This window comes from Mesorhizobium sp. M1088, from assembly GCF_040318575.1.
Taxonomy (GTDB): Bacteria; Pseudomonadota; Alphaproteobacteria; order Rhizobiales; family Rhizobiaceae; genus Mesorhizobium.
Window position 1 is genome coordinate 26,549 of the sequence record NZ_JAMYMO010000014.1, and the last position, 25,446, is coordinate 51,994.

Consider the following 25,446-nt stretch of genomic DNA (forward strand, 5'->3'; position numbering starts at 1 on the left):
CCATAAGGCTTAACTCCGATGGGCAAAGTGCCATCGGCCGGATTCCCTGCCATTCTCTGAAGCTGGTAATAAGCGGAGCGCGAGGCGATGTCGGTTGAAGCGGACGTCTTTGACTATGTGATCGTCGGAGCCGGGGCGGCAGGCTGCGTCTTGGCCAATCGTCTGGCGGCTGATGGGACCAATATGGTCTGCCTGCTCGAGGCGGGCCCGGCCGACAGCAGCATCCTTCTGCACATTCCGGCGGGACTCTACAAGACATCCTCGAATCCGAAATATGCCTGGCAGTTCGACACGGAGCCTAGTCCGGGGACGGCCAACCGTTCTATTCCGATGTCGCAGGGCAAGACACTAGGCGGTTCGACCGCAATTAACGGGATGAACTACAACCGCGGCGCGGCTGCAGACTTCGACGAGTGGGCCCACCAGGGCAATCGAGGCTGGGGCTACGCCGACGTGCTGTCCTATTTCAAGAGAACCGAGCGGAGGCTTGGGGCATGCGATCCCTTCTACCGCGGGACGGACGGACTGCTTCCAGTTACAGATTGCGATTGGCGACATCCACTGTGTGATGCATTCATCGAGGCCGCGCTCAATGCCGGCATCCCGCGTAATCCCGACTACAATGCGGCAAGCCAGGCCGGTGTGGGCTACTATCAGCGCTATATCGATAACGGATGGCGCGTGAGCGCAGCGCGGGCTTTCCTACGGCCGATCGCCAGAAAGAAGAACTTGGACGTCCGCACGAACGCGCAGGCCACGGCCGTCCTGTTCGAGGGAAAGCGTGCCATCGGCGTTCGATATGGACGAGGGGGGCCGGGTCATCCCACCAGCTGTGTGAAGGCCCGTCGAGAGGTGATCCTCTCCGCTGGCGCGGCGAACTCACCAAAGCTGCTGCAGCTGTCAGGCGTGGGTGCTGCGAGAATGCTCTCCGGCCTTGGAATTCCGGTTGTGCACGAATCCCCCGGTGTCGGTGCAAATGTTCAGGACCACTACATAGTCCACCTGATCGCCCGGGTGGAGGGCATCGAAACGGTCAGCGGACACGGCTTCGCCCTCCTGCGCGAGGCAGCGAAATGGATGCTGGGCCGCCCGAACTTTCTCGCCGTCAGCCCGTCGCTCGTCTACGGGTTCGTCAACTCGCGGGATCTTCACTCCACCCCCGATATCCAGCTTGACCTTGCCCTGGGCAATTATACCGATCACGGTGGCGCGCGGCGGTTGCCGGTCATCAAGCTTGGCTATTATCAGTTGCGACCGAAGAGCGTCGGACATGTTCGGGCGGTCTCGGCAGATCCGTCACAAGCGCCGCTGATCCAGCCCAACTATCTCGCCGATGATCAGGACCGACAGGTCGTCATCAACGGCATGAAGACTGTGCAGCAGCTGTTTCGGGCCCCCGAGCTCAGGCGCTACAACTGCACGGAAGAGCTTCCCGGCCCGAAAACAACGGACGACGCCGACCGGCTGCAGTTTGCCCGCGAAACCGGGCTGACAGCCTATCATTTGTGCGGATCGTGCCGGATGGGCCCATCCGCTAGTGTTGAATCTGTCGTGGACGACCAGTTGCGGGTCCACGGCCTCGAGGGCCTGCGGGTCGTTGATGCTTCCATTATGCCCTCCGTTCCCTCGGCCAACACTTCGGCCGCTGTCTTTATGATCGCGGAAAAGGCAGCAGACATGATCCTGGGTCGGCAACCCCTCCCGGCACTGGAGCACTATGCGCCGGGCCAACCTGCGGCGGCCGAATAGTTGAAAGTCGAATGACAAGTGCCGGGAGAATTCCTTGAAGAGACGTACACTGGTTGCCTCTGAATTCAATGCGAAGGACCGGGCTCACTTTGCGTCGGCGTATGAGTTTTGCCGCATCGTTGCCGAATGCGAGGATGCCGATCTGATCGCCCCTGGCATCGACAATTACCTAACGAGACGCTTTCACGCCATTTTGCCAAAGCACGACCCTCACAACGTCCAGCGTGACTTCAACAGACTGACAAACGCGTTTCGCAAAGGGCTGGGGTTAATGAATGCGCCAAGCATTGAGCATGTTCGGCTCACGCAAGATTATGACCTTTTCTTCTTCGTCGCCTGGAGTCCGCAAAGCCTTGTAGAATTGTCTCGGATCCACGACTGGCGCCGCCGATGCAAGGTTGCTGTCGCGTATCTGTTCGAGCTCTGGTCGAGCACTCTCGAAGAGGACCGCCGATATCTGAAGCTCCTGGACCAGTTCGACCACGTGTTCCTGTTGCACAGCGCGTGCATACCTCGCCTGCCTCAATACACCCGCACGCCCTGTTCCTTCCTTGCCACGGCCGTCGACGGCCTCATTGCAACGCCGTACCTATCGCCGGTCAAACGCGTGATCGACGTATACTCGATCGGGAACCGAGCCGCGAAGATACACCGACAGCTTCTGAAGCTGGCCGAAGAGCGGGACCTCTTCTATCTCTACGACACGCTCGCAAGCACAGATTCCCGGGTGAAGGCGTGGCATGAGCATCGTTTGCTGCTCGCCAATATCATCAGGCGCACGCGCTATTTCATGGCTTTCAGTCCAGCGACGCTTGCAAACTCGAAGGCCGTCACGGTTGCCGGCGAGCAGGTGCTGCCTGCCCGTCTTTTCGAAGGGGCCGCGGGGGGCGCCGTCATGCTTGGGACCGCGCCGCAATGCGCCGAATTCGGCGCGCACTTCGACTGGCCAGACGCAGTGATCGAGATATCACCAGACTCGAGCCATATCGCAGACGTAATTGGCGAACTCGACGCAAACCCCTGCCGTACGGAATTGTTGCGCCGGACAAGTACGGTCCGTTGCCTGGAGATGCACGATTGGGTCTACCGTTGGGATCACATCCTAGCCACGATCGGCATGCAGCCGCTCCCACGCCTCCACGTTCGCAAGCTCCAGCTGCGACGGATCGCCGCCGATGCTATGGCGCTCGCCTAGACGATCAGGCCCTAAAATGAGACCCGGTTTCGGGTTCGGCGCTCAGCGGTGCCCAAAAAAAGAGAAAGAGCGGCAGTTTCGAACCGGTCGCTTCCGTCGGAGCGTCCGCCGCTCCAGGCCTGCGCGCGAGAGCATATCATTTCGAGGTACTCGAAAGACTAACAGGCGCCGGAAGCGGGCAAGGAAGGTCGGTGTGTCCGCCGGCTCTACCCTTTGGGGTTAGAGCTTATGCCGAATTGGATTCGCGCAGTGTCGCTGCCATTCTCTGGCCATTCCCCGTGCTACCGCAGCCACCGCAATCGAACTTCGCGTGAAGGGGCAATGATCGCAGGCGAGGGGTGCCACGTCACGCTGGGCACTCCGGTGGTTTTCAGCAGAGGAGGGGGGTCGTCCGATGTTGGTCGATGAATGCGGCTTCGAACGCAGGTGAACGTCATGGCACTTCTTCATGAAGGCCCCCGTGCGGGCGCCACGTCAAACGCACCGCGGTGGAACGCGCCCCTCAAGGTCAATGTTCTTCTGCAGTCGTCTCCGCTTCTCGAGGCAATGTCCGTCGTGCTGCTCAGCATCGGCTCGGGAATGGTATATGATCTTGTGAGTTTCGGACATTTCGGCGAGTACGGCCGGAACTTCGGGCTCGGTGTTGTTGTAGCCGCCCTTTTTTCGACTTCCGCATATGCGCGCGGCCTGTATCTGAGTTCCGAGCTGCGGTCGCTGGCCTCTCAGATCAAGGAGGTCGCGCTGATCTGGACGGCGGTCTTTCTTTGCCTGTCGGTTGTGGCGCTTGCACTCAAGGTGGGAGACATGTTTTCGCGCCAAGCCCTCATGCTGTTCTTCGTGACGGGACTTGGCGGCATCATCTTCGTGCGCCTTGGCGCCGGACGACTGTTTGCCTCGCTGACCAGGTCGGACATGCTTGCCAAACCGCAAGTAGTGATCGTAACGCAATCGGACGTGCGCGTGCCAAGCGGCGTTGTCCAGGCAATCGAGGCTTCCGGATGCCAGGTCTGCCAAACGATTACATTGCCTGCTGCATCCAGCGAGAGCTCGCTCCTTGAGTGTATGGATAAGCTCATTGAACATGTGCGTCGGCGTTCGGTCGACGAGATAGTCCTTGCTGTCAGTTGGGCTGACATATCCCTGATTGAGAAAATCACGGCCCACCTTTGCGTGGTCGCGGTACCCGTAAGGCTCCTACCGGACCACGTCGTTAGCGCACTCTTGAAGCGACCTGTCGTCAACCTGGGGGGGACGAGGGCGATAGAATTGCAAAGCGCGCCCCTGACGGCGCCTCAGCTCCTGATGAAGCGGCTCTTCGATCTTGTGCTGACCACTGTCGCCCTCCCATTTCTTCTGCCCCCTTTGGCCGTTGTTGCGGCGCTGATTGCGCTCGAATCCAGGGCGCCGGTGCTCTTCTGTCAGCGTCGGGCCGGGTTCAATGGCCGCACGTTCAAGATCTATAAGTTCCGAACGATGACGATCCTGGAGGACGGGCCCATTGTCCATCAAGCCTGCAGGGGCGATCCCCGCGTCACCCGCGTTGGGCGCATATTGAGAAGGTTTAGTATCGACGAGATTCCACAGCTATGGAACGTGCTGAAGGGCGACATGTCGTTGGTAGGCCCACGGCCGCACGCGCTCGCGCATGACAGCGAATACAGCCAGATCATCTCTCTTTATCCGGCTCGGCACAAGGTGAAGCCGGGGGTCACCGGCTGGGCACAAATAAATGGCTGGCGCGGCGCGACGCCTGATGTTTACATGATGATCAAGCGTGTCGAACACGATATGTGGTACGTCAACAACTGGTCGGTCTGGCTCGACGTAAAGATCCTGCTTCTGACCATCCCCCGCATCTGGACGGGGCGAAACGCCGTCTAGCCCAACTTTGCCGATTTATGTGGCAAGTGATTGATTTGCAAGGAGTGGCGGCTGGCCGACGACCCATCGATTAACTGCCAAGCGACACCCCACTCGGAAAAAGCGAACCTCTTCTTCGGTATAAATTGAATACGACTTTGGGTGAGGCTCGACACCATGAGAGGTGCGGCTCTACTACAAAAGGCGCTGTTACAGAACAACTGAATGCAAGCGATGATCAGGGCGAAAAACAGCGACCGCTCAATGCATAACCTGCGACTTCAAGCAAAAGTGCCCGCACGGCAACGGCGTTGGCAAGTTACCGCTTTGGGAGCGGAGGGGGAATGCCATCAAGATCGTGTCTCTCTGGTCGTGAGTTCCACTCGAATCGAACGATCTCCACGCCCAGACAAACGAGGATGACGGCTTCTGTGAGCCCTCAACAAACCCGAACCACTGACCGAACTGCGGGGCCTCCCCTTGTAGAGTACGCTACGGCGAGGTTAGTTCCCCAAGGTCGGCTTGCATGCATCAAAGGGCAAAACATCCTGCTCAGTTCAACGCAGGGGGTAGTCTTTGCGCTCAATGACACTGCGGCGGATATCTGGCGCTCGCTTGAAGAAGGCGTGCCGGTCCAGGCTATCTTGGGCGAGATGGCAGCCCGTGGCGTTGATAGGCAAGAGGCCTATGGCTATGTCGAGGCTGCCCTTCAAGACTGGGAACGGCTCGGCCTAATCCAGCCTGCTCCACCGCCGTGCCCAACCGCAGCTCATCAACATATCTGCCAGGTCGTTGCTGTTCCAGGCGTGTGTGTGCGCATACTGTATCCGGCTGCCGTCGCCTTTCCGGCCGCGACCGTATTTCAGCATCTCGAAGTTCGAAACAGGGCCGTCGACGTCCTATTCCATCTGGTTGAGCGTGGGCAGCGGATCCACCTGTTCCGGGATGGCCACTGGACTAATTCCTGTGGTCGAGACCAGATACCGATTATGGTCAAAGGGCAACTGCTGGCCGAAGTGCTTGGGCACAGTGAATATGAACTCGCCCTGCATGCGGCGGCGCTGTTCAAGAACGGCCGCACGCTCCTCCTTTGTGGTAACCCTGGCTCGGGCAAGACGACCCTGACATTGGCGCTGGTCCACGCGGGGTTTGGCTTCGCGGCAGACGATGTGACACTTCTCGACTCGGCCGGACAGAGTATCGGCCTTGCTTTTGCGCCTTCAGTCAAATCGGGATCATGGTCCATTCTCGGACAATATTTCCCCGAACTCGGCAGGTCTCGGGTTTACCGGCGTCCCGATCGCAGGCGTGTGCGTTTTCTTGTGCCTAGGGATCATGTCCCTACCGTTCCCCGGCCCGTGGGCTGGGTGGTCTTGCTCTGTCGGACACAGGATGCCAAACCTTCCCTGCGCGTGATCGACGCGAGCGAGATCCTGGGTGGCTTGCTGAACGGCGCCTTTGCGCGGAATAAAGAGCTAAGTAGCACTGCATTCGACGCTCTTTGCCAAGTCATCCGCTCGGCAGAGGGCTTTTGCCTGACCTATGCCAAATTGGGTGACGGGTTGGAACTGCTGAAGGCGGCGTGCCGATGAAGCCTACCAGGGATGCGTTCGAGGCCCTGATCGCGGGACTTAACGGGCGCCTGGTGGTAACGGCCGACTGGCTGGCGGTAATTGCACTCGCCAACCACACTCTGCTTACGCCCGTCTTGTGCGCCACTCTTGCGCACACGGGCCAGCTTGACCGGCTCCCCGAGGGGGTGGGCCAGTATCTTCAGTTCATTTACGGCTGCAACCGGGAACGCAATTTGCGCTTGCGCAGGCAGCTGAACGAAGCCGTTGCTGCCCTCAATCAGGGGAGCGTCGTTCCGGTCCTGCTCAAAGGGGCCGTTCCCTTGTTCCTTTCGTCGAGCGGCAGGGTTCCCGACAGAATCATGAGCGATCTCGACTTGGCTGTGGAAACGACAAAAGAAGGGGCTGCCCGGGCTTGTCTTGCCAAGCTTGGCTACGCCGAAGTGACGGTCGCTGGTGGCATGGCGCGCCCGCAAGATGTCGGTCTCCTGGAGCTCCGGCCGTACCGGGAAATTGACCGCGAGCCCCCGAGGCTTGCCCGCCGTAACGGGCTTAGGGCGAAAATCCCCGCCCCACAGTCTAGGGCCCTCCACTGGATCATGCATGATCTCATCAAGGAGGCGGACTACTGGCGCGGAAGGACCGACTTTCGCCACCTTTATGATCTGGCACGGCTGGCGGAGCAGCATAAGCTGGATTGGGCGGAGCTCCGAACATCCTTGCCCGATCAGAATGCGCGGAATGCGTTCGATACTCAACTCTTGGCCTTGAGTCACTTCTTTGGCGTCTTAGCACCGGCGCAATATGTGCGGCGTCCCTTGGTTCGCTTTCAACACTGGCGGCGCGTCTTCCCCTTGTACCATCCCGTCCTCGGCGTTCCATTGCGCCTGGTCGGCAATTCGCTGTGGGGTATGTGGCGACTCCTACATGGCGATGGCTGGGGCCGACGGAGTCCGCTCGACTTTGGACGCCGCGCAACCAGCATCCTCCTTGACGGCGATCTCGGGTCAAAAGTGTAGTAATACTTAATTTCCTGGTTGTATCTTGATGGCGCCTTGTCTGCACAAAAGGCATATGTCAAGTTAGAGCGTTGGAGTTGTTACACAAGGATAGGAGTACTTTCGATGAAGAGCGGGAAGTCTTCCAAAGGAAATACAGACAGCCAGGTGCCGGAAGAACAGGCGCGTCGAGAATTTCTAAAGAACGCCGGGCGTTTTGCTGTTGTAACACCTCCATCCATTGCTCTGTTGCTTGGCACGAGCTTAAACTCGCAAGCTATTGCCGCATCGCATGGCGCGCGTCCCGGGAATGGATTCGGCGACACGGGCCACGTCCACTCTGGTCCTCCTGGGCAAAATCCTTAGAATGGTTGCTTTGGTCGTTCTGACCGTTCCTCGTCTCTGCGGTCTATCCTGATCCCGGCATACCGGGCCTGAGTTTCTCGCGGACCTGTTCGGGGAACTGAGAGACCTGCACGGAACCTTTCAATTCGTAGTAGGGCTCACGCGTCACTTCCTCATGGGGCGCGTCCGCCGGCAACGGTCTGCACCTCGCCGATCGCGACCGGCGTCGAGCGAGCCTTGAACGGAGGCAGTCGCATCTCGGCAGGAAGGCCCTCGGCAACATTGTTGATGAGTTGATGTCGACAGGCGACTCTTCGCCGGACGGTCAAGTGTCGTCATCAGGGATGATCTCCATCAAGGTTTCGCCGGCGCGAACCGACGGCTCCTATCGTGTGTACCTTAAAGCCGACAACGCTCCCGGACCGCGGTGCGCTCGGTCGGTTGAGCACGTCATCTGCAACGTGCAGCTTTTCGCCAGCTTCGGCGAGGTTGGCGACTTGTCTCGGCAATCGTGACTAGTTGCTGCCGTCGCTCGTCGGCCCGAACGTAGCGCCGGCACCGCGGCAGCCCGTCTGGGATGGAGGGCGCGCCGGACGGCCGGCGTCAGAGGCAGGCGTCCGGCAATCGGCGGGTTCTCCTGGAATATGCTTTCCAGGCGCACATGGGCGCTGCGCGCCGACGCGATACTTTTCCATTGCATGATCTCGTCGGGGCAAGCGCCCGACCATAATGAGTGACGCCGCAAACAGGACGCGCCCCGGAGATTTCCTGGTTAATAGCCAGGTACGCACCGACTCCCATTATGGCCGTTTGAATGGCCATGCGCAGAAACTTGGATAACGCAAGAAGAGTGCCGCCGCGCTTGCCCGCGCTGACGGACTAACCGAGCCCTTCCTCGGGGATACCGGTGCACGATGACCGTAACAGCGGGCCTATCCCGAGCCGCCGGCGCTACCGTCGGCCGTTCCCAAAGCGGCCTGACGGCATGTTATTGCCGCGGCGCATATGCGGAATCGGCGGCTCGCTCGCAGTGACGATAGAGCTGTTCCCGACCCGCTACGCAGATCTGAGCCTTTAGCGATCCGACCGGATCGTAATGCCGCATGGATAAACTCGGAATTACACGAACTTGTCTCAGTGCCGAGGCGTCTGCTGCTTCGAGGATCAGAGTATCCGTTCGATGAGAAGCCATGTCGCGCGACGCCGGCGACCCAGGCGCCGGCAATGACGCAGTCGACACGTTATAGCCCGCGGGCAGTCCCAGGATGAAATCGTGAACGCCGGCGAGCGATGCCCGCTCCATGGGGATAGCCGGATCGGCGAGCGCGATGTTCTCGCGAATGGACCGGTTGAAGAGCATGTTCTCTTCAAAACGACGCCGATCTACATCGACCAGCTTCACAGGCCGGCTCGCTTCGACACACCATAGGCCTGCGCCGCAAGGCTTGGGGGAAAGATGTCGCTCGATGGCCGAACGAGCCAGTTCCTCTCGACGCCGGCGTCAGACGGGCATTCTTGTGAATATTGATTTAGTACCCTCCGGTGAGTGCTGAAAGTCTGTAACTCCAGTCTCCTCGGTTCGGTCCGCGTGAACTACGGAAAGCTCACAACTCGAGTCTGTTCCATCCCGATGATATCGGGATGGAACTCCATGAGCGTGATCTTCTCCGAAACCGGGCTCCCCTTTTTGGTACGCTGACCTTCGGTTCGGGATCATGGCTTTGAGGTACTGTGATCCAGTCCCTATTTGCCAGGGTAGCCCCTCGCGGGATATTGGTTCCCCGCGTAGTCCTTCAGGTCACAAAGAACGAGGCTGCGGTGAGCGACAGATGTGGGGAGAGGGTGGCGAACTGCGTTTGAGATGCGCCGCCGGCCCCGTCATCGTCGAAAGATAGAGCCCCGGTTTCACTGTTGTAGATGATATGATCGGAACTGTCATGCGCGGCTGCACCAACAAAGAAAGCTTTGGATGGAAGCCCTCCCGGCTGAAGCCCGGCAAAAACGGTATCGCTGAGATGGAACGTGTCCAGGGAGCGCTTGAAGTCGGTGATCTTGTCGACATTGCCGGCTCCAAGAGCAGTATTGAACGAGAAGGCATCGTGGCCGCCGTGACCGGTCAAGACGTCGGCGCCAAGCCCGCCGTTGATGACATTGTTGCCGGCATTGCCCTCGATGGTCTGGGCGAACTCGTTGCCGGTGAGGCTCATCGTCTTCGTGCCGGACGGGTTGTTGGTGGCGAGATGCTCGATTTCCGAGCCGGCCGAAAGCGCATAGCTCACCGAGGCGATCACACTGTCGTTGCCGCCGCCCACTGCCTCAACCACCTTCTCGTTGGCATTGTCGACATAGTAGGTGTCGTTGCCGCCATAGCCGATCATCGTGTGGCCGCTGGTTCCATGCAATACATCGGCGCCGCTGGTGCCGTACAAGGTCCCATCGCTGGTGTCGCCGGAAGGAGGGACAGTCCAGGTTCCAGATCCAGTGTCAGTCCCGGTCGAGCCAGTGATTGAGGAAGTGACGCTCGCGTCCGTGACAGTGCCGGTCGAGCTATCCGCTGCGTAGTCCCAGGTGAACTGGTTATCGACGTGTGCCACTGGGGTCGCCGTGGGATCCTCGTGCACGTCGGCCACGACCGCCTTTGACGCGTCCCAAATGATGTTGTTGGGATTGCCAGGGTTGGTGTAGCTCGAGTTCAGGATGCTGACCCCACCGGAGCTTACATTCCAGATCAGTCCATTCGACGAGGGAAGCCCGCGGCCTTGATCCTCATCGATACCGTCGAACGACCTCGTGTGATCGAAGGTCACATCGCTCGCGTAGGAAGAGAACGCGCCATTGCCCTGATGGATGGCGTCAACGTGATCCACCCTGCCGCCGGTCGATCCGTTCTCGAACATGACGGCCACTCCGGTCTGAGAGTTGTTACCGTCGATCACCCCATTTGAGATCGTCGTATTCGGGCTGCCATATACCGAGACGATGTCCTCCGGATGCGAACTGCCGGCGTCGTTTACGGCATAGAAGTCGGTTAGCGAACTATTACCCGAGTTGTTGAACTGGACGAACTGACCGCGCGGCATTGGGCCATGGAAGTCGTAGCCATCGACGTGTGAAAGACTCGCGCCGGGCGAGTTCACGAGATAGATGCCAGTCGAGCCTTCCCGCACTGTGGTGTTATGAACGGTCAAGTTCGGGGCGTTCTCTGCATTAATGTTGTTGATGTTCGGGCTCGTCTCGGGGTCGATTCCCGCCGGCGGGTCGGCGTTGATGACTTCGGTGTTCTCGATCGTGACGCCGTTTGCGCCCGATACCACCACCCCGTCACCTTCGACGTGATGAATAAGACAATTGCGCAGGATGACATTGTCGTGCGTAATCGTGACCGCGTCCCCGTTGGTGACGTAGATGTCAAGATTTTCAATCACCTGGCCATCATACTGCGATTGGATCGGTGTCGTGGTGTAGGTAAGACCCTGCGCCGGCTGCGTCGTTGCCGTCGACGCGGAAACGGTGGAAATGGGAGCTTCGGTCGTCACTCGGCTGCCTCCGTCGTCGCGCGTAAGTTGTTCAACCATTCCGAGTGTGTTCGCAGTATTTCCTTGTAGCGACTCATCGATCTCATGTGTTTCTCCAGTTAAGCAGTAATCTCTATAAGTATCTACAAAGACACTCACGGGCAATAAAACGAAGATCTATCGTCTTAACGAAATTCTGACAATACAACCAGAAATTTCATATGGGATATAATGCTAACGTTCATGACCATAATGCGGCCTTGATAAGGCTATACTGAGACTCTCCCGGGCGATTGGCGTTGCGCTCAAGCTTGCGCCTACGTCGAATTGCAAACGTCGTCTAGTATGTCGGATTACGTGTGAACTTACCCCGAGGACAGGAGACAAGGTCATGCACGCATGAACGTTACCGACACGGGTCCGGCACAGCTCGAAACAGGTGATCTACGAGGGCTATCCTGAATCGGCTACAACTACCGACCGACCTGCACGCTGCCATCGGCGTGAGCAACTGCAACGGCTTCCCGCACTCGTCACGTGGCGGCGGTAGCTTGCGGCGCAATTCGGTGCGCGCCTTCGCGACATCGCCGAACTGGAGACACCTACCGAGCCTTGCTGGACTCGCAGCAATTGGCAAAGCTACTGTGTGAAATTCCCCCACTGGTTCGACCAGCGGCCCGTCTGCCTCCGGAAGGGCATGCCCTATTGCGATACCGCGGCGATGCGGGAGCACCTCGCCGAGATCAGTCGGAGCGCCGACGACGGCGCGCATGCGGTGCTGATCCTGATCAGGCCGGATCGCAAGTGACGCGGCCGGACAACATCACTCTGATGTTCGTGCCGCGCGCTCACCGGAACTGAACCCAGTCGAAAACCTGCGGCAATTCATGACAAGGGGCTCTCCAACCGTATATTCAAGGACTACGACGAGATCCTCAATCATTGCTGCGCCGCTAGGAACAAGCTCCTTTTCTGCGCATTTCGCAAAAACGGGACAGTCGTTCCGCTAAATCGCGGACAGCAGTTTCACTAAGTCGCGGACAGCTGGATGTGGTCGGCCCTCGGTTGCCTGGTTGAACTCATTTGCGATTGATTTCGCCGTTTTCGGCGTCGGTCAAGAGCGGCGGTGGTTTCTGTTTTCTCATGCTGTCGCCTTCGAGGGTGACGCGATGGGCGTTGTGGACGATCCGGTCGAGAATGGCGTCGGCGATTGTCGGCTCGCCGATCATGGCATGCCACTGGGCGATTGGCAGTTGCGCGGTGATCAGCGTCGATTTCCGGCGGTAGCGTTCCTCGAAGATTTCCAGCAGATCGAGACGCGGCTGGTCGGTCAGGCTGTGGGTGCCCCAGTCGTCAAGGATGAGCAGTTGCACCCGAGCCAGCTTGTCGATGAGACGGGGAAAGCGGCCGTCCAGACGCGCCAGGGCGAGATCCTCAAACAGACGTGGCGTGCGCAGGTAGAGCACGGAATGATCGAGCCGGGCGGCCTGACGTCCGAAGGCGCAGGCCAGCCAGGTCTTTCCGGTGCCGGTCTGCCCGGTGATGATGAGGTTCTCATGCGCCTTCAGCCAGGCGCCATGGGCGAGCGATAGCGTATTGCGCCGGTCGAGCCCGCGATGTGCGGCGAAGTCGATGTTCTCGATGCAGGCGTCGACAAAGCGCAGCCTGGCAACGGCGAGATGGTTGGTCACACGCTTGTCGGCACGCCTGGCGGCTTCACGATCGAGCATCAGGCCAAGCCACTCGTCGCGACTGAGATCGTCGGCGTTGCTCTGGTCGGCCAGGTCCCGATAGGCGGCGGCCATTCCGCCAAGGCCGAGAGCCTGCATCTGGTCGAGGGTTGGATGTGTCAGCATGGTTGGTTTCCTTCCTTCATTGATAATAGGAGCCGCCGCGGATGTTGGTGTGCGATGGCGTGGGCTTGACCGGCTCGGCCGCGGGCGGCACGCGGTCGAGGCCGGATTTGAGGATGGCGTTGACGGAGGAGTAGGTGATCGCATTGATGGCCAGCGCCCGCTCGCAGGCCGCCTCGAGCCGATCCCGCTCGTAGCGACGGGCCAGCGAGAGGATGCCAAACGCGGAACGGTATCCCTGCTCGGGATGGGGACGGTCGCGCATCATCCGCTCGACCAGGATGGCGGTGTTGGCGCCGATCCCGGCTGCCTGCCGGATCAGGTTCGCCGGCGTCGTGTTGGCATAGCGCTGATGCGCCTTGGGCATGTGCTCGTTGACGGTGACATGGCCGCAGCGCTGCGAGCGGCGGACATGGCTGGCGACGCGCTTGTGATCATGGAAGAGCTCGACCACCCGGTGGGTGAGCCGCACATCCACGCGCCGCCCGATCAGCGCGTGCGGCACCGAGTAGAAGGTCCTGTCGATCTCGACATGGTAGTCGGGATGCACCTTGGCCGATTTCCACTCCGCATATTCGAACGGCGCCGGCGGCAGCGGCGCCAGAGCCGACCGCTCGATCTCCTCGAACAGTTCGCGGCGGCTTTTGCCGACATGGCGCATGGGGCGGTTGTTGAGATCCTCCAGCAACCCCGCGATTGCGGCGTTGAGATCGCCGAGACTGAAGAAGCGCCGGTTGCGCAGCCGGGCCAGGACCCAGCGCTCGACGATCAGCACCGCGCCCCTCGACCTTGCCCTTGTCGAGCGGCTTGCGGCTGCGGGTCGGCAGGATCGTCGTGTCGTAATGTTCGGCCATGGCGGCGAAGGTCTGGTTGAGCGTCGGCTCGAACCACAGCGCCTTGGCGACGCCGGCCTTCAGATTGTCGCAGACGATCGCCTTCGTTACCCCGCCGAAGAAGGCGAGTGCCCGGCACTGGCCCTCGATCCAGTCCGGCAGCTTCTGGCTGAAGCTGGCATGGGCGAAGGTGAAGGACGAGGCGCCCAGCACCGCAACGAAGATCTGAGCCTGGTAGATGACGCCAGTATCGGGATCAACGACGGGCACGGTGTGGCCCGCATAGTCGGTCTGCATCACTGCGCCCGCCTCGTGGCGGTTGCGGAACGTTGCGCTCGCCCGGCGCTGGAAAGCGCCGAACCGGTCGCAAAACCACGTGTAGCCATAACCATCGGGATGCGCCGCACGGTATTCCTGCCACAACAGCGTCAGCGTCACGCCCTTGGGCTTCAACTCGCGCGCGATCATCGCCCAATCGGGCTCGTCCATATCCTGCGGCGGACGGCCAACCCGGCGAAACAGAAGCCTCTCAAGCGATACGTCATTGTCACAGCCCGGCGGAAGCGGCCAGTCCGAGATGCCAGCCTCACGCGCCCGCAACAGATAGGTCCAAACCGAAGTCTTGCTGATCTTCAGCCGTTCCGACACCGCACGCACCGAGAGGCCTTGCTCATGCGTCAGGCGCAGGATTGATCGTAGGTCTTTCACTGTCGTTCGTCTCGCTTGCTTTGAAACCACGAGCTCGGGTTCTTGACCAAAAGCCCCAGGTTGAAGATTCGGGATACGCCTCGATGATGCTGCCCTACGCCTAAAGAGGGTATTTTGGTGTACGGCTTTCCTGGCGTAAGGTTAAAAAAAGAAAACTGTACGGTTGGCGCATGGAGCACCTAATCGACGCGTGTAACCAATCGCGCCGGGTGAGAAGCGATGATGACAAGGCAATCTTTCGTAACCGTGCTTGTCGGGCCAAGCGAGTTACTTCGAGAAGGTGTTAGTCGAATCCTGAATGAAGAAGATTTTCGCGTTCTTTTCTCTACGGTTTCTGTTAACGATCTTCTGCAAAAGCCGTTACCGCATCACCGGTCGATCTTGCTAATCATAGATATCGGCGGTGCTGATGCGGAAGCTGAATTCGCGCAGATTGCTGAGTTTAAGGCGATTTACCCAGCCAGCCATGTCGTTGCGCTAGCTGATCACTGTCGCACGACCGATATAGTCTCAGCCTTTCGTGCGGGGGCTGACGGGTATCTGACAAAGATCGCTGCTTACGACACCTTCATCAAAGCCCTCGAATTGGTTATGGTTGGGCAAACGGTACTACCTGCGGAAACTTCGATGATTATTCAAGATATAAGGCAAGGTTCGAAAGATGAACCGATAGCTTATGAGTTACCAAAGGTGGAAAGTAAAGTGGAGAGTAGCGATCAAGAACTGGTAATTTTGTCGAATCGCGAAAACTGTATTCTGTGCCGCTTGATCCAAGGGGAGTCAAACAAAGCGATCGCGCGCCAAATCAACATTGCCGAAGCTACGGTGAAGGTACACGTCAAAGCCATACTTAGAAAGATTCGAGTCCGCAACCGAACACAGGCTGCAGTTTGGGCGATGAATCATGGTATGCTTACTCCACCGACTGGCAACGGCGCGCCGGGGAACGATACGGTGGTACCTCAGGAATCTCACCATCGGCATGATCTACTTGAAGCAAAAAATGCATACCTCGTTTTCGACAATCGTCCTCCTATCTGACCTGCGACAGAGCTTCGTTTTGGCTGGTGCATTCACTTTCCGAAGCCTCGTTCCCGATCAAGGGCCAGCACAAGATTTTCGATACGATCGAGGTCTGGCTAAACAGCAGTTCAGCTGCCGATTCCGCCCTTGGACGTTCAGCAATAGAATGCGGCTGCGGGACTCACGCAAGTTGGGAAGTGTTACGCTTGGGCGCTTGGGCTCACTACTCAGCCAGAGTTCCTTCTGCGAGAAGGTCGTTGACCTTGCAGGCGACTTCCGTGCGGTTGGTCGCCTTTAGTTTCTTCATGATATTGCGGATGTGGACCTTCACCGTGCTTTCGCGTAAATTCAGTTCGTGGGCGATCATCTTGTTCGCCTTGCCGCGCCGGAGCGCTTGCGCAACCTCGGCCTGCCTAAGCGTGAACATGCCTGCCAAAGGCTGCGTGTCGCGGCTGCCCGAATCTATCAGGTGCCGCATAGCAATGACACTGCTCGCCGGCACGAAGATGCCTCCCGCTGCCGCAAGGTTGATGGCCTCGACGCAGACATTGATTGCAACAGAGGTCGGAATGTAACCGCGTGCACCGCATTCGAGAGCGGTCAGTATCTGGGCAAGGTCTTCGGTGTCGGCCAGGACGACCACAGGGACTGATTTGAACTCGCCCGAAATATGCCTGATCTCGTCAGCGATGCCACGATCGGTGACCTTCCGACTGCCAAGGTTGAAGAGTATGGCTGCAAGGGGAGGGGCCGATCTCTTTCTGACGCGCCATTCCTCGACGGACGCCAAGGCGGCGACATCCATGCCGAGTTCGTGGTCCACGAGAGCCGATGCGAGACACTCGCGGTCCAGAGCCCTTCCGTCCAAGATGAGGAGGCATTCCCTGCCTGTCTGCCCTTGGTCGATTCCCGGCCCGCCGGACGGAACTTCTGACTGACTGGCCGAATTACAATTGTGCAGTCCTGCCGTGGCACCCATGTCAATACTCCCTCTTTCCCACACAAGCCGTCTTGCGCTGGCCGACATGATTTCCGCATTCTCTCGCAGTGAAAGTTTGGTACTGCGCGTTTTGAAGGGTCGAGACTCGATTACCCCATTTGCGTCGTTGTCAGTTCCCCAACCCCCAGTGATACCCAGCGTGGGGTAAGTGTAGGGGTTATTTATAAGCAGTCTCTAACATAGATTGCTTTTTTGGTAATTTTCAGGGAACCGATGCCAAGCTGGACCCAAAGGGCTGGATTCTGTGCGAAAGGCGCATGCATTGGACACCCAGCCATCTTCAGCCCAGCAGACAGCCGAATCAGGATCAGCGTGTGCCTCCGACATTTCATCGGCAGACCAGAACCGCCGAAAGTGCCGTTGACATTGTCGGGGGACAGTGCTGGCAGCATTGGCTCCCCACTTTAATCGAGCAGGCCTTGGTAAGCGGCCCTCTGCGCATAATTTGGCAGCACGCCGCACTCGCGCGATAGGCCGAGTTGCCGCGGCCACGATGATCTCCCTTGTCACACTTGGTCAGCACGAACGGGTTGCGTTCCGCTCGGCCCAACCGTCGACCGCCTCGAGCCGGATACCGCTGTCGTCGAGACGTCAGGCGTCCTGCGCACGACCAGCCCTCCATAAATGTCGTCTCGAACTGTTCCGGCGACGGAACGACCGTTTTCATTTTGGCGTCCATGCGCTGGCGTTCAAAGAGAGATAGCCGCTACCTGAGGTACTCGCTGTCGAATCCGGCTGTTTCGACCAGCTTCTTGCGGTTGATCACCTCTACATGGCCTGACTTGAAAGAGACGAGATCGGCCTTGCGGAGCTCCCTTAACGTTCGGTTGACGTGAACCGTGGTCATTCCGAGGATGTCGGCCAGTTCATGCTGGGCAAGAGGACACTCATATCTTCCATCAACCGACAGCTCAACCATGGAGAGCCTCTCTTCCAACTCGAGCAGGAAATGGGCGGTACGCCTCATCGCGTTCCGCCGCCCGGTATTTATCAGATGTTCGGCAAGGATGGCGTTCAGGCGCGCCAGCGAGGAGGCGATCTTCTTCCCGATTCGGCCGTCCGACAGGATCGCCTCGACCAGTTCCTTACTGGAAATTTCATAGACAGCTAGTTCGGTTATGGACGCCAGCGACGCAAGACGGGGTCCGTCCAAACCACGGTAACCGACAACGTCCCCCTTGAGGGGAGTGTCTATGATCTGCCGCTCTCCGTCTGGCAGCGCGTGATAAAGTATAGCCCAACCCGATTTTACAATGAATATCTCACCGTTGTCGTCTTCCTGGCGGCATATCACCGAATGGGGTTTATAGGTTTTTGCGGTAACACCGAGAAAATCGTTGTTCCCCCACTCGTCCTTCGACAACGTTCCCCCTATGGGATGCGAGCACATGAACTCCAATAGTGTCTGCATGAAGAATCGGCGCGTTTGATTTTATTTCCATACGACTACAATAGTTTCTCCCGGATAAAGTCGGCCGAACGACCTCTTACCGTAGGGGAGGGGTGGCCTAATGTCCTCGTCTGTTTGAATGAGGTAAACTGCGTTTAGATCAAGGTGTTGCAAGCATCAGGTGGTTAAGTCTCCCCGCTTGAGCGAGACGATCCACGGCAAGGCCTGCAGAAGTGTGGTATCGAGGGCCGTATGGCGGGCCTCCTCGACGCGCGTGTCGTCGTGCATAATGACAGATGTCGCGGAATCATTTTGCACCTCGGTCGTGAGGAAATCCCGCGGACAGGCATTCGCCCGCAGGCGAGGCCGCCGAAGACTGCGCTTCCTCAGCAGACTATGCTGGCGCCGTATGTCGCAGTTAACTCAGGCCACGCTGCGGATAAGCGTTCCACAAGTCTGCGACGGTGTTGTTTCTCGCGTTCACAAAGGGCGAAGAAACGCGGAAGGCTGGCATCTGATTGACGGTGGAAAAGCGCGGTCGCGTTAGTTGTCGCACCTCACTAGACGGTTTCGAGCCGGCCGAACCGAACCGGGATGAGTTTCCGGGTCTCGAGCTGCCCTGCCGCATCCTTGTCGATGACAGTCAGAAACTGTGCTTCTTTAGATCCCAAAGGCAGAACCAGCCGTCCCCCCGGCTTGAGTTGCTTCAGAAAAGCCGGCGGTGTCTGCTCAGCCGCCGCCGTGACCAGGATCTTGTCGAATGGGGCGTGCTCGGGCCAGCCGCGAGACCCGTCTCCGACACGAATGCCGACATTGGATAAGCCTAGCTCCTGCAGGAGAGCCTCCGCACGGCTTACGAATTCCTCGATGATTTCTACGCTCCAAACCTGCCCGGCGAGTTCCGCGAGGATTGCGGTTTGATAGCCCAGGCCAGTGCCGATCTCGAGGACCGCCTCGTGCGGTTGGGGAGCGAGGAGATCGGTCATGAGAGCGACGATGAATGGCTGCGAGACGGTTTTATCGAAGCCGATCGGCAGCGGCATGTCCTGGTAGGCATAAGGTGCAACCGAGACTGGCACGAAGCGATGCCGCGGCACTCGCCGCATCGCCGCCATCACCCGCTCATCGAGCGCTGCCTTGCCGAGTTCTTCGCTTGCAAGGTCGGTATGGATTGCAATCATCTCGACCATGTGCCTGCGTAGGACCGCAAGGTGCTCTTCGTTCATTGGCTTCATGACGGTGGGGCCTTCCTCAACCAGCTTGCTGCCGGTGAGCATTATATCCTGTTCGTCACGGTAGCGCCCGCCATCGTTTCCATTACGGGTGCCCACGGCAAGCGTGGGTGACCGTCTTGGCAGGCTATCGCCGGCGGCGACCCTGGAGATTCTGGGCGCTATATCGCATAGCGGCGTGTCCCACATACGGCTATCTCGCGCATCAGCTTCGCCAGCACCGGCCGGGAGGGCGAGGCGCCGGAGCCGTGCTCCTGGTGGGCGAGGCGGCAGCCAGCCACCTTGACCTCGTCGGACGTCGGTCGCCCGATCCTCCGTCGAGACGCGGGGATCGCCAATGGGCGGCCGATCGAGAGAACTGGACGTTGTGCGTGCATTTGGCCGGTTTCGGGGGCGACATTGTCGATCTGAGGACGGCGCAAGGCCAGGCCGACGCTCAGTTCGAAGATATGGCTTGTGCCTGGATGGATTTTCTCGCCGATGGCAAACGGCCGCCGTCATGGAGCATCCACGACCGCTTGGTTGCTGAAGGCAAGTTCGGCATTCTCGTGCCCAGCTTCGCCCCAGGTGCCGGCACATCCGATCAGAACCTCGTGCTATGGAGCTGGGGCGAGGGGCTCCCGCACCAGGTCAAGGTGATCGATCCGGAAGGCCGGCTGCCTCGGAACCAATTGTCTGGAGCTAACGCCGCAAGGGTCGGATCGAATTGCGACTCAGGCGATTATCCGCGCCGCCCGCGAGCGTGCGTTCCGCGTCATTGTAATAGTTTGAGGCCTGCTGCGCGGAGCGATGCTGCGACTGCTGCATGGCTTCGGGCAGCGGAATACCGCGGCGTGCGATTTCGGTGAGATAGCCGGAGCGCAAGCTGTGGGCGGAGAAGGCTTCCGGATCGAGCGCCCGGCCTCGGCGGTGCGCCGCTTCAGGATCAGATTGACGGCCTGCGGCGTCAGGACGCGCGCTTCGAGATTGCCCCAGTGGTCGATGCCGCCAAACACGACGCGGTCGCTGATCCTGGCGCGTTCCAGCCAGTCCTTCAAGACCAGCACAGGCCGGCCGACGAGCAGCACGAAAGCGTCGCTGTCGGCTTGCGTCGTCTCTGTGCGGCCGAGCCGTATCGACAGGCACGGCAATTTATCGCCGCCGGGAGCGTTGGGATCGGCCGGAACCGGGTCTTCGTCGACCAGCTGTTCGACGCGAAGAGCAGAAATTTCGCTGCGACGCCGGCCGCTGCAGGCGAAGGCCGTGATGAGAATCGCGCTATCCCCGACGTCGACGAGACGGTCACCGGCGCATGTTTCAAGAGGGCGGCCAGAATATCGGCGGTCACAGCCTTCCTGCTCTTGCGGCCGCGGACGGGCCTGGCGCGCACCGCCAGTTTGATCGCGCTCTGCAGGCCCCGGGGCTGCAAAATTTCCGCGCAAACCGCGCCATTGAATCACGTCGAACAGCTCGACAGCCGCCAGCGCACGGTGCACGGCGCATACGGACGGCTTTTACCCGCAACCGGCCCTCCGCCTTCGGCGCGGCCATGACCGCAACGGCACACTCTGATCAGACGGTTGCCGGAAGGCGCGGCTGGGGAGGTCAGCGACTACCTCGTTGCTGCCCCCAGAATTGCCATGATCTCCTGTCCCGCCATCAGAAGCTGATGCCTACGATCTTTACGCCGATACGATCGGCGAGTTCGAGCAATTCGGAATAGACGTCAGAATTCCCGGTCAAATCGAGCGACACGCCGGACTGCACCAACGTCCTTGCCGGAATTCGATCGCCAAACAGCATCACGGCGAGAGCCCGGTCGTCCTGCCGAGAAATCCAGCAAAGTCCCTGGATATCTGGGCATTGTACGTGAATGGCTTCAGCCCAGGGGCGTGTTGCTGGGTAGCGGTCCTTCTCGGTGTCGATGATCTGGCTGCGCTTGATGCCGAGTTTCCTCAGGGCTGTGACGCTCAGATCAGCCAAGACCAATTCGCCCTGCGGCCCCACCTGCGAATAGACTTGATCCGCCAGTTTCACCTTGTCGTAGGTCTTCAGGCCCGGCGCGAATGGCACATCGTGGAAGACGGTTTCCATCGCCGCGCAGTCAAAGGTCGTGCCGCCGTACAGAGTTGGGATATTGGGCCCACTTGCATTCTTGATCGGGCTGAATCGGGCATTGCCTTTCAGGCCTGGATTGAACTCGACGCCGGCATAGAGATTCAAATGGATACGATGGATAACTTGGTCCGCCGGCCATATCGTTCGGGTGATGATATCCTGCAAATCGTGCGATGGAACGGGAACGGGAGTCCCAGGTCCCCGTCCAATCTTTGATTTAGCCATGGAGTGCGCCTACCAACTCATCCTCGGCGGCTGCAAGAACGCGCTCGGGTTGCGCAGGGAGCACATCTTGCGGACGCTTGCCCCCAAGGAAGCTATTGACCGATGCAAACCAATAGGCGAGCCCCCAGTCGTCCTTTTTCTCGTGTAAGACGCCCAGAACCTTAGCGAGCGCTTTGATAGGCCGATATCCAGCGGCGGAATCCAGAGCGTACCCAGGGAAATAGTCTACGCCCCGATGCCGAACTGCAAAGATCTGGCCTTCTTTCTTCCACTTGTGTGGCTGCGCACTCGGGTTGCTTGTGCTGAACCCAGCCATTTTGGCGATTTGGGGAGCGGTCAGCCAATCGCCGCTCTCCAGCACTGCCTTTCTCGCCTCGGCCGTCATCCGTGCCTCGACAAGCATGTATTGCGGGGGCGGCACCTGAGGGACCAGGGCCTCGATTATTAAGTTAATGGCTTCACGTTGGCGACTCATCAGGATGGTACGGACCAGAGGCGCGATGCTGACGACCGTGTCCGCAAGGGCGCGAACTGCGGGTTCACTCCCATGCTCGAACGTTAGTGCTATGACTTGCTCCGCAGTCAGCCGATCAAGTTGGTCACCAACCTCCTTCGGAGTTCCGGTGAGCGCGCCAAATCCCGATAGCTCAATGGTGTCATTGGTATGTGCCATAATATTCCACTCAGCTGGGTTGGTGAGGATGATTACATATATAGCACGATAACCGATCTCATCAAGTGGTGTTGCTGCGATGCTCTCGGACGCCTGGGAAGACATCAGTCCACTCCAGCATCAACCCTGGCTCGGCACCCTTCTAGTCGCTCGCATGCTGCGGCAGCGCCGCAAGACCGCGGCCCCACCTGCTGGCGCTCAACAGCGGCCTGCACGTTATCGGCCGTGAGCGCCGGCGTCACCGTGACCGGACCACACGCCTGCTGGCATTTGTCGACGCCTTTACTGAAGCCACCGCGCTCGGCCTAAAGGAACATGACCGGCCGGCGTTGGCGCGGGAACAGATGCTGCGCCGCACCAGGAGCCGGCGCGGCAACTCGAAGCTGCATCCGCATAATCCATTCCAGCAAATCCGCATCGAGCGTCGCGTGCCTCCCGCCGTGCAGATACCTCGATACTGTCGCCTTACTCTTGAGCTGCTCAGACATCGCCGGCGTCAAATTCACCAATGGTGTCGCATAGTCCGCGACACCGGATCACGCGCCGCCTGATCGGCCGCGTCACCCAATTCCGACCATAGCTCCTCGCGAGCCGGCCTCAAGCACAAGAGCCGCTCCGACACGCCTGTCGCCCGAATTGAGAAACTGACCCCCTGACGAAATGAAGAACTGACCCCTCGGTTATGAGAGGAGGCATGAGGGGGTGGACGAAGCCCATCCTCACAATGTTCGCCTACCGGGACAAACGTGACGCAACGGAACGGATGGTTCACCCGTAAAGTCTTGGGGAGGTTTGCGAAAGGAGACCAGCATATGACCTGCGAACGAGATGTCGGCACGTTCGAAGAGCCCGTGACCGTTTTGCTGTCCTCGGACAAAGTCAGTGTTTCGAGCACCCGCGAAGCCGCCGAAATGGTGCTTTACCGCTGGCCCATTGGAGAAACCGCGCGCCGCATCCAGGCTCGTATGGCATGCATGATGGTTCTCGGCGGCGGCAGCTCACCGGATGTAGCGCGCGTGGCATTTCTCAGCGCCGCCAAGGAAGCGAAAATCCTGAACGCCTGACATCGTCAATGCGTGCCCCACCACTGTCCATCATGCACACTCTTGCAGCAAACATCCTGCGTCGATCATGCGGAGACGCCGAATGCTTGCGCGAGAAGGCTGGAGCCGCGGATCTGCACTCTACGTGGACATAGCACCGCTCCGGGCAAAGCGGCCTACGGATCAAAGTTACGTGGAAACCTGCCCCACCAAACTTTGTCTGGCAAACGCATGTCGGCCCTCCCGATTTCGTTGCGGGGGGCGAAGCTGGATCGCGCGCACTCGGTCTTCATCGCGTGTTTTCGAAAGAGTTCGCGAGAAGGCAACGGGTCAAGTAGTTCAGTGTTCGATCTGGAGGAATTGAAGCTGCTCGGCCTCGATCCGACAGGCAATCGATTACGGCCCAGGCGTGACTACCGATAAACCTCATTCCCGTTAATCTCCGGCCCCTGTTTCGAGGCAAGAGAATCGCATGCGCGGCCTCGTCGAGGAATTCCGCACGTATGGGCATGTATGGGGCCCTGTCGGGCCGCGACATCTACTTAATGTCTACTTTAGACAGTCGCCCCGACCATAACTTTTGATACAGGTCAGGGTCGCGGGATGCCGAGCCGCTTGAAATACCGAGTTGTGCGGGTGCTCGCGATCGTCCCGCCTCAACCGCGCAAGTGCGCCATCATCGCCGGCGAGCGCCATAGCCAAACCGGGAGCGCTTATTCTCGACGGAGCACCGGGCATTGTCTGATTGTGAAGACGGTGCTTGATCACCAGCCGCCTGAGTGTGTCGTCGCTTGCGTTGTAGTCGTGCCTGAACAGATCAATGACCCTCTGGACCGTGATCGCCTCTGCCCATGGCAGGTAGAGCGGCCGAAGCCGTTCGCCTGTTTCTGGCGCTGTTTTGACAGGGAGTGCATTGGTCATTCGGCCCATCGCGCTTTTCTGCGGCCCGCTGTTTCGCCCGACATCAGGGAACGATATCGCCCCCCATGTATTAGAAACCCATGGACACTATGGAACCCCACGGCCACGGGATGGCGGCCGATATTTTGACGTCGGAAGTTGCCAATGCCAGGCAGCGCATCCACCGGACCGAGCTCGCGCTTCAACGTACTGAAGAGATGCTGGCCGAAAATCTCGCGCTGTGCAGCAGGATACGAACTGCGGTCGAGGCCGCAGACCGCTTGATGGAGATCGATCCCCCCAGCTTTGAACGACGTCGCGCGGGTTGAACTGGGCCGGCGTTTCATTCGTCGCGGCCTTGCGGCACGCTGCCGCAAGAGCCTGCCCTATCGGCATCACAGCGTGAGCAAACATTGGACAGAAGCATTCCAACGTTCACGATGTGCCACGCGGACGCCAAACCGACACAAATCTTCAGTTCAAAGAGCGAGGATAATGCTGCGGCAAACGAAGGTGACACGGGCGGTCTTCGCGCGAGCCAGTTATGCGATCTCCCGCTCAGAAATCATACTAAATATTCCGACGTCCTGATGGAACCCTTTCGTTGCGGGCGAGTTGCCTGGCGTTGACCGCCAGGTTGAGAATGGCGACGTCGAGCTGATTGGCGTCGATGAGAACCGGACCGAGCGCTGGATCGAGATGACGCTCGATCCTGATGTCGCGGCCGAGGGTCCGCTCCAGCAGAGCGGTGAGCGATCCAATATGTTGGTTGAGATCGACCTTTTCGGGCTCCAGGGACTGACGCCGGGAGAAGGCGAGCAACTGCTGCGTCAGCGCGCCGCCATTTCGCGTGCGCTTCAGCATCTCCTCGATCAGCGTACCGATTTTCGGATCGGCGGGATTCTCCGCAAGCTGCTTTGTCAACTGCCGGAGGCCGGATTCGAAGACGGCGATCAGATTGTTGAAGTCATGAACGATGCCGGCTGCGATGCGACCGATGGCTTCGAGTTTTTGCGACTGCAACTGGCGTTCTTCCTGCGCGCGGCGCGCGGACACGTCGCGAAGGCTGGCGAGCAGGGCAGGTTTGCCATCCCAGGTCACCTCGACGACGCGCATCTCGACCTCGGCCGCCTTGCTGCCCGGACGGGCCACGGTGATTTCTGCGGTTTCTCCCGAGACGACGGCCGCCCGAGGGGACATGAAGAAGCTCTTCGAGCGGATGCCCGAAAATGCGGG

21 protein-coding genes and 2 pseudogenes are annotated in these 25,446 nt (G+C 59.3%); 11 read left to right on the top strand and 12 right to left on the bottom strand.

Translation table 11 applies throughout. The features are described from left to right. The first annotated feature begins 87 nt into the window (after positions 1 to 87). The 6 genes from NKH49_RS18310 to NKH49_RS18335 all read left to right on the top strand — a co-directional run bounded on the left by NKH49_RS18310 (position 88) and on the right by NKH49_RS18335 (position 7,739). Entirely contained in the window at positions 88 to 1,749 is a 1,662-nt protein-coding gene (locus NKH49_RS18310; protein ID WP_352473810.1) for a GMC family oxidoreductase, read from the top strand. 34 nt (positions 1,750 to 1,783) lie between these two features. Next, positions 1,784 to 2,944, top strand: a complete 1,161-nt coding sequence (locus NKH49_RS18315; RefSeq protein WP_352927159.1) for a glycosyltransferase — start codon at positions 1,784 to 1,786, stop codon at positions 2,942 to 2,944. 435 nt (positions 2,945 to 3,379) lie between these two features. Further along, complete coding sequence (locus NKH49_RS18320; protein WP_352542499.1) at positions 3,380 to 4,825, top strand: undecaprenyl-phosphate glucose phosphotransferase; 1,446 nt, start codon at positions 3,380 to 3,382, stop codon at positions 4,823 to 4,825. Between the two features lie 398 nt (positions 4,826 to 5,223). Further along, entirely contained in the window at positions 5,224 to 6,396 is a 1,173-nt protein-coding gene (locus NKH49_RS18325) for a PqqD family peptide modification chaperone (RefSeq protein WP_352927162.1), read from the top strand. Then, the gene (locus NKH49_RS18330; RefSeq protein ID WP_352927165.1) at positions 6,393 to 7,394 is read left to right on the top strand and encodes a nucleotidyltransferase family protein; all 1,002 of its coding nucleotides are present in this window, start codon (positions 6,393 to 6,395) and stop codon (positions 7,392 to 7,394) included. Before NKH49_RS18325 ends, NKH49_RS18330 begins: the two co-directional genes overlap by 4 nt. A 105-nt stretch (positions 7,395 to 7,499) precedes the next feature. After that, positions 7,500 to 7,739: a hypothetical protein gene (locus tag NKH49_RS18335; RefSeq protein WP_352542497.1), complete on the top strand. Its 240-nt coding sequence runs from the start codon at positions 7,500 to 7,502 to the stop codon at positions 7,737 to 7,739. A 967-nt stretch (positions 7,740 to 8,706) separates the two neighbouring features. On the opposite strand, the gene NKH49_RS18340 is transcribed toward NKH49_RS18335, so the two are convergent. The 4 genes and pseudogenes from NKH49_RS18340 to istA form a co-directional block, all read right to left on the bottom strand. After that, positions 8,707 to 9,120: a hypothetical protein gene (locus tag NKH49_RS18340; RefSeq protein ID WP_352542519.1), complete on the bottom strand. Its 414-nt coding sequence runs from the start codon at positions 9,118 to 9,120 to the stop codon at positions 8,707 to 8,709. A gap of 391 nt (positions 9,121 to 9,511) precedes the next feature. After that, entirely contained in the window at positions 9,512 to 11,254 is a 1,743-nt protein-coding gene (locus NKH49_RS18345) for a right-handed parallel beta-helix repeat-containing protein (protein WP_352927168.1), read from the bottom strand. A gap of 1,058 nt (positions 11,255 to 12,312) precedes the next feature. Continuing rightward, positions 12,313 to 13,089 (bottom strand): IS21-like element helper ATPase IstB, encoded by a 777-nt coding sequence (istB, locus tag NKH49_RS18350; protein WP_352927171.1) that lies wholly within the window; start codon positions 13,087 to 13,089, stop codon positions 12,313 to 12,315. 16 nt (positions 13,090 to 13,105) lie between these two features. Further along, positions 13,106 to 14,657 (bottom strand): annotated as a pseudogene (istA, locus tag NKH49_RS18355) (IS21 family transposase). Positions 14,658 to 14,846: 189 nt separating this feature from the next. On the opposite strand from istA, the gene NKH49_RS18360 reads away from it, so the two are divergent. Beyond that, positions 14,847 to 15,668 (top strand): LuxR C-terminal-related transcriptional regulator, encoded by an 822-nt coding sequence (locus NKH49_RS18360; protein WP_352542495.1) that lies wholly within the window; start codon positions 14,847 to 14,849, stop codon positions 15,666 to 15,668. A gap of 205 nt (positions 15,669 to 15,873) precedes the next feature. On the opposite strand, the gene NKH49_RS18365 is transcribed toward NKH49_RS18360, so the two are convergent. The 6 genes and pseudogenes from NKH49_RS18365 to NKH49_RS18395 form a co-directional block, all read right to left on the bottom strand. Continuing rightward, the gene (locus NKH49_RS18365; RefSeq protein ID WP_352818814.1) at positions 15,874 to 16,629 is read right to left on the bottom strand and encodes a LuxR C-terminal-related transcriptional regulator; all 756 of its coding nucleotides are present in this window, start codon (positions 16,627 to 16,629) and stop codon (positions 15,874 to 15,876) included. 727 nt (positions 16,630 to 17,356) lie between these two features. Continuing rightward, on the bottom strand, positions 17,357 to 18,013 hold the full coding sequence (locus tag NKH49_RS18370; protein WP_352473800.1) for a Crp/Fnr family transcriptional regulator: 657 nt from the start codon (positions 18,011 to 18,013) through the stop codon (positions 17,357 to 17,359). A gap of 587 nt (positions 18,014 to 18,600) precedes the next feature. After that, on the bottom strand, positions 18,601 to 19,275 hold the full coding sequence (locus NKH49_RS18375; protein ID WP_352927252.1) for a protein-L-isoaspartate(D-aspartate) O-methyltransferase: 675 nt from the start codon (positions 19,273 to 19,275) through the stop codon (positions 18,601 to 18,603). A gap of 710 nt (positions 19,276 to 19,985) precedes the next feature. After that, positions 19,986 to 20,758 (bottom strand): annotated as a pseudogene (locus tag NKH49_RS18385) (tyrosine-type recombinase/integrase); the annotation flags it as partial. Between the two features lie 152 nt (positions 20,759 to 20,910). Beyond that, complete coding sequence (locus tag NKH49_RS18390; RefSeq protein ID WP_352927174.1) at positions 20,911 to 21,594, bottom strand: RES family NAD+ phosphorylase; 684 nt, start codon at positions 21,592 to 21,594, stop codon at positions 20,911 to 20,913. Further along, the gene (locus NKH49_RS18395) at positions 21,587 to 22,372 is read right to left on the bottom strand and encodes a hypothetical protein (RefSeq protein ID WP_352685452.1); all 786 of its coding nucleotides are present in this window, start codon (positions 22,370 to 22,372) and stop codon (positions 21,587 to 21,589) included. The genes NKH49_RS18390 and NKH49_RS18395 overlap by 8 nt, the downstream gene beginning before the upstream one ends. On the opposite strand from NKH49_RS18395, the gene NKH49_RS18400 reads away from it, so the two are divergent. The 3 genes from NKH49_RS18400 to NKH49_RS18410 all read left to right on the top strand — a co-directional run bounded on the left by NKH49_RS18400 (position 22,347) and on the right by NKH49_RS18410 (position 23,331). After that, positions 22,347 to 22,496 carry a DUF1612 domain-containing protein gene (locus NKH49_RS18400; protein WP_352502796.1) on the top strand — a complete coding sequence of 50 codons (150 nt, stop codon included), beginning with the start codon at positions 22,347 to 22,349 and terminating at the stop codon, positions 22,494 to 22,496. The genes NKH49_RS18395 and NKH49_RS18400 overlap by 26 nt on opposite strands. Then, positions 22,486 to 22,818, top strand: a complete 333-nt coding sequence (locus NKH49_RS18405; protein ID WP_352927255.1) for a DUF1612 domain-containing protein — start codon at positions 22,486 to 22,488, stop codon at positions 22,816 to 22,818. The genes NKH49_RS18400 and NKH49_RS18405 overlap by 11 nt, the downstream gene beginning before the upstream one ends. A 261-nt stretch (positions 22,819 to 23,079) precedes the next feature. Next, positions 23,080 to 23,331 carry a DUF982 domain-containing protein gene (locus tag NKH49_RS18410; RefSeq protein WP_352927177.1) on the top strand — a complete coding sequence of 84 codons (252 nt, stop codon included), beginning with the start codon at positions 23,080 to 23,082 and terminating at the stop codon, positions 23,329 to 23,331. Between the two features lie 528 nt (positions 23,332 to 23,859). Here the strand turns inward: NKH49_RS18410 and NKH49_RS18415 are convergent. Then, the gene (locus NKH49_RS18415; RefSeq protein ID WP_352927179.1) at positions 23,860 to 24,231 is read right to left on the bottom strand and encodes a hypothetical protein; all 372 of its coding nucleotides are present in this window, start codon (positions 24,229 to 24,231) and stop codon (positions 23,860 to 23,862) included. Positions 24,232 to 24,341: 110 nt separating this feature from the next. Here NKH49_RS18415 and NKH49_RS18420 point away from each other — a divergent pair, with 110 nt between their 5' ends. Further along, entirely contained in the window at positions 24,342 to 24,539 is a 198-nt protein-coding gene (locus NKH49_RS18420) for a hypothetical protein (protein ID WP_352922085.1), read from the top strand. A 241-nt stretch (positions 24,540 to 24,780) separates the two neighbouring features. On the opposite strand, the gene NKH49_RS18425 is transcribed toward NKH49_RS18420, so the two are convergent. After that, the gene (locus NKH49_RS18425) at positions 24,781 to 25,326 is read right to left on the bottom strand and encodes a nitrogen regulation protein NR(II) (protein ID WP_352927182.1); all 546 of its coding nucleotides are present in this window, start codon (positions 25,324 to 25,326) and stop codon (positions 24,781 to 24,783) included. Positions 25,327 to 25,446: the final 120 nt, after the last annotated feature.

Excerpts from the sequence above, each read along its gene's own strand:
- NKH49_RS18310 (WP_352473810.1), top strand. The coding sequence starts at position 88 with ATGTCGGTTGAAGCGGACGTCTTTGACTATGTGATCGTCGGAGCCGGG.
- NKH49_RS18320 (WP_352542499.1), top strand. The coding sequence starts at position 3,380 with ATGGCACTTCTTCATGAAGGCCCCCGTGCGGGCGCCACGTCAAACGCA.
- NKH49_RS18325 (WP_352927162.1), top strand. The coding sequence starts at position 5,224 with ATGACGGCTTCTGTGAGCCCTCAACAAACCCGAACCACTGACCGAACT.
- NKH49_RS18330 (WP_352927165.1), top strand. The coding sequence starts at position 6,393 with ATGAAGCCTACCAGGGATGCGTTCGAGGCCCTGATCGCGGGACTTAAC.
- NKH49_RS18335 (WP_352542497.1), top strand. The coding sequence starts at position 7,500 with ATGAAGAGCGGGAAGTCTTCCAAAGGAAATACAGACAGCCAGGTGCCG.
- istB (WP_352927171.1), bottom strand. The coding sequence starts at position 13,089 with ATGCTGACACATCCAACCCTCGACCAGATGCAGGCTCTCGGCCTTGGC.
- NKH49_RS18360 (WP_352542495.1), top strand. The coding sequence starts at position 14,847 with ATGATGACAAGGCAATCTTTCGTAACCGTGCTTGTCGGGCCAAGCGAG.
- NKH49_RS18365 (WP_352818814.1), bottom strand. The coding sequence starts at position 16,629 with ATGGGTGCCACGGCAGGACTGCACAATTGTAATTCGGCCAGTCAGTCA.
- NKH49_RS18375 (WP_352927252.1), bottom strand. The coding sequence starts at position 19,275 with ATGAAGCCAATGAACGAAGAGCACCTTGCGGTCCTACGCAGGCACATG.
- NKH49_RS18390 (WP_352927174.1), bottom strand. The coding sequence starts at position 21,594 with ATGGCTAAATCAAAGATTGGACGGGGACCTGGGACTCCCGTTCCCGTT.
- NKH49_RS18400 (WP_352502796.1), top strand. The coding sequence starts at position 22,347 with ATGCTCTCGGACGCCTGGGAAGACATCAGTCCACTCCAGCATCAACCC.
- NKH49_RS18395 (WP_352685452.1), bottom strand. The coding sequence starts at position 22,372 with ATGTCTTCCCAGGCGTCCGAGAGCATCGCAGCAACACCACTTGATGAG.
- NKH49_RS18410 (WP_352927177.1), top strand. The coding sequence starts at position 23,080 with ATGACCTGCGAACGAGATGTCGGCACGTTCGAAGAGCCCGTGACCGTT.
- NKH49_RS18415 (WP_352927179.1), bottom strand. The coding sequence starts at position 24,231 with ATGACCAATGCACTCCCTGTCAAAACAGCGCCAGAAACAGGCGAACGG.
- NKH49_RS18420 (WP_352922085.1), top strand. The coding sequence starts at position 24,342 with ATGGCGGCCGATATTTTGACGTCGGAAGTTGCCAATGCCAGGCAGCGC.
- NKH49_RS18425 (WP_352927182.1), bottom strand. The coding sequence starts at position 25,326 with ATGCGCGTCGTCGAGGTGACCTGGGATGGCAAACCTGCCCTGCTCGCC.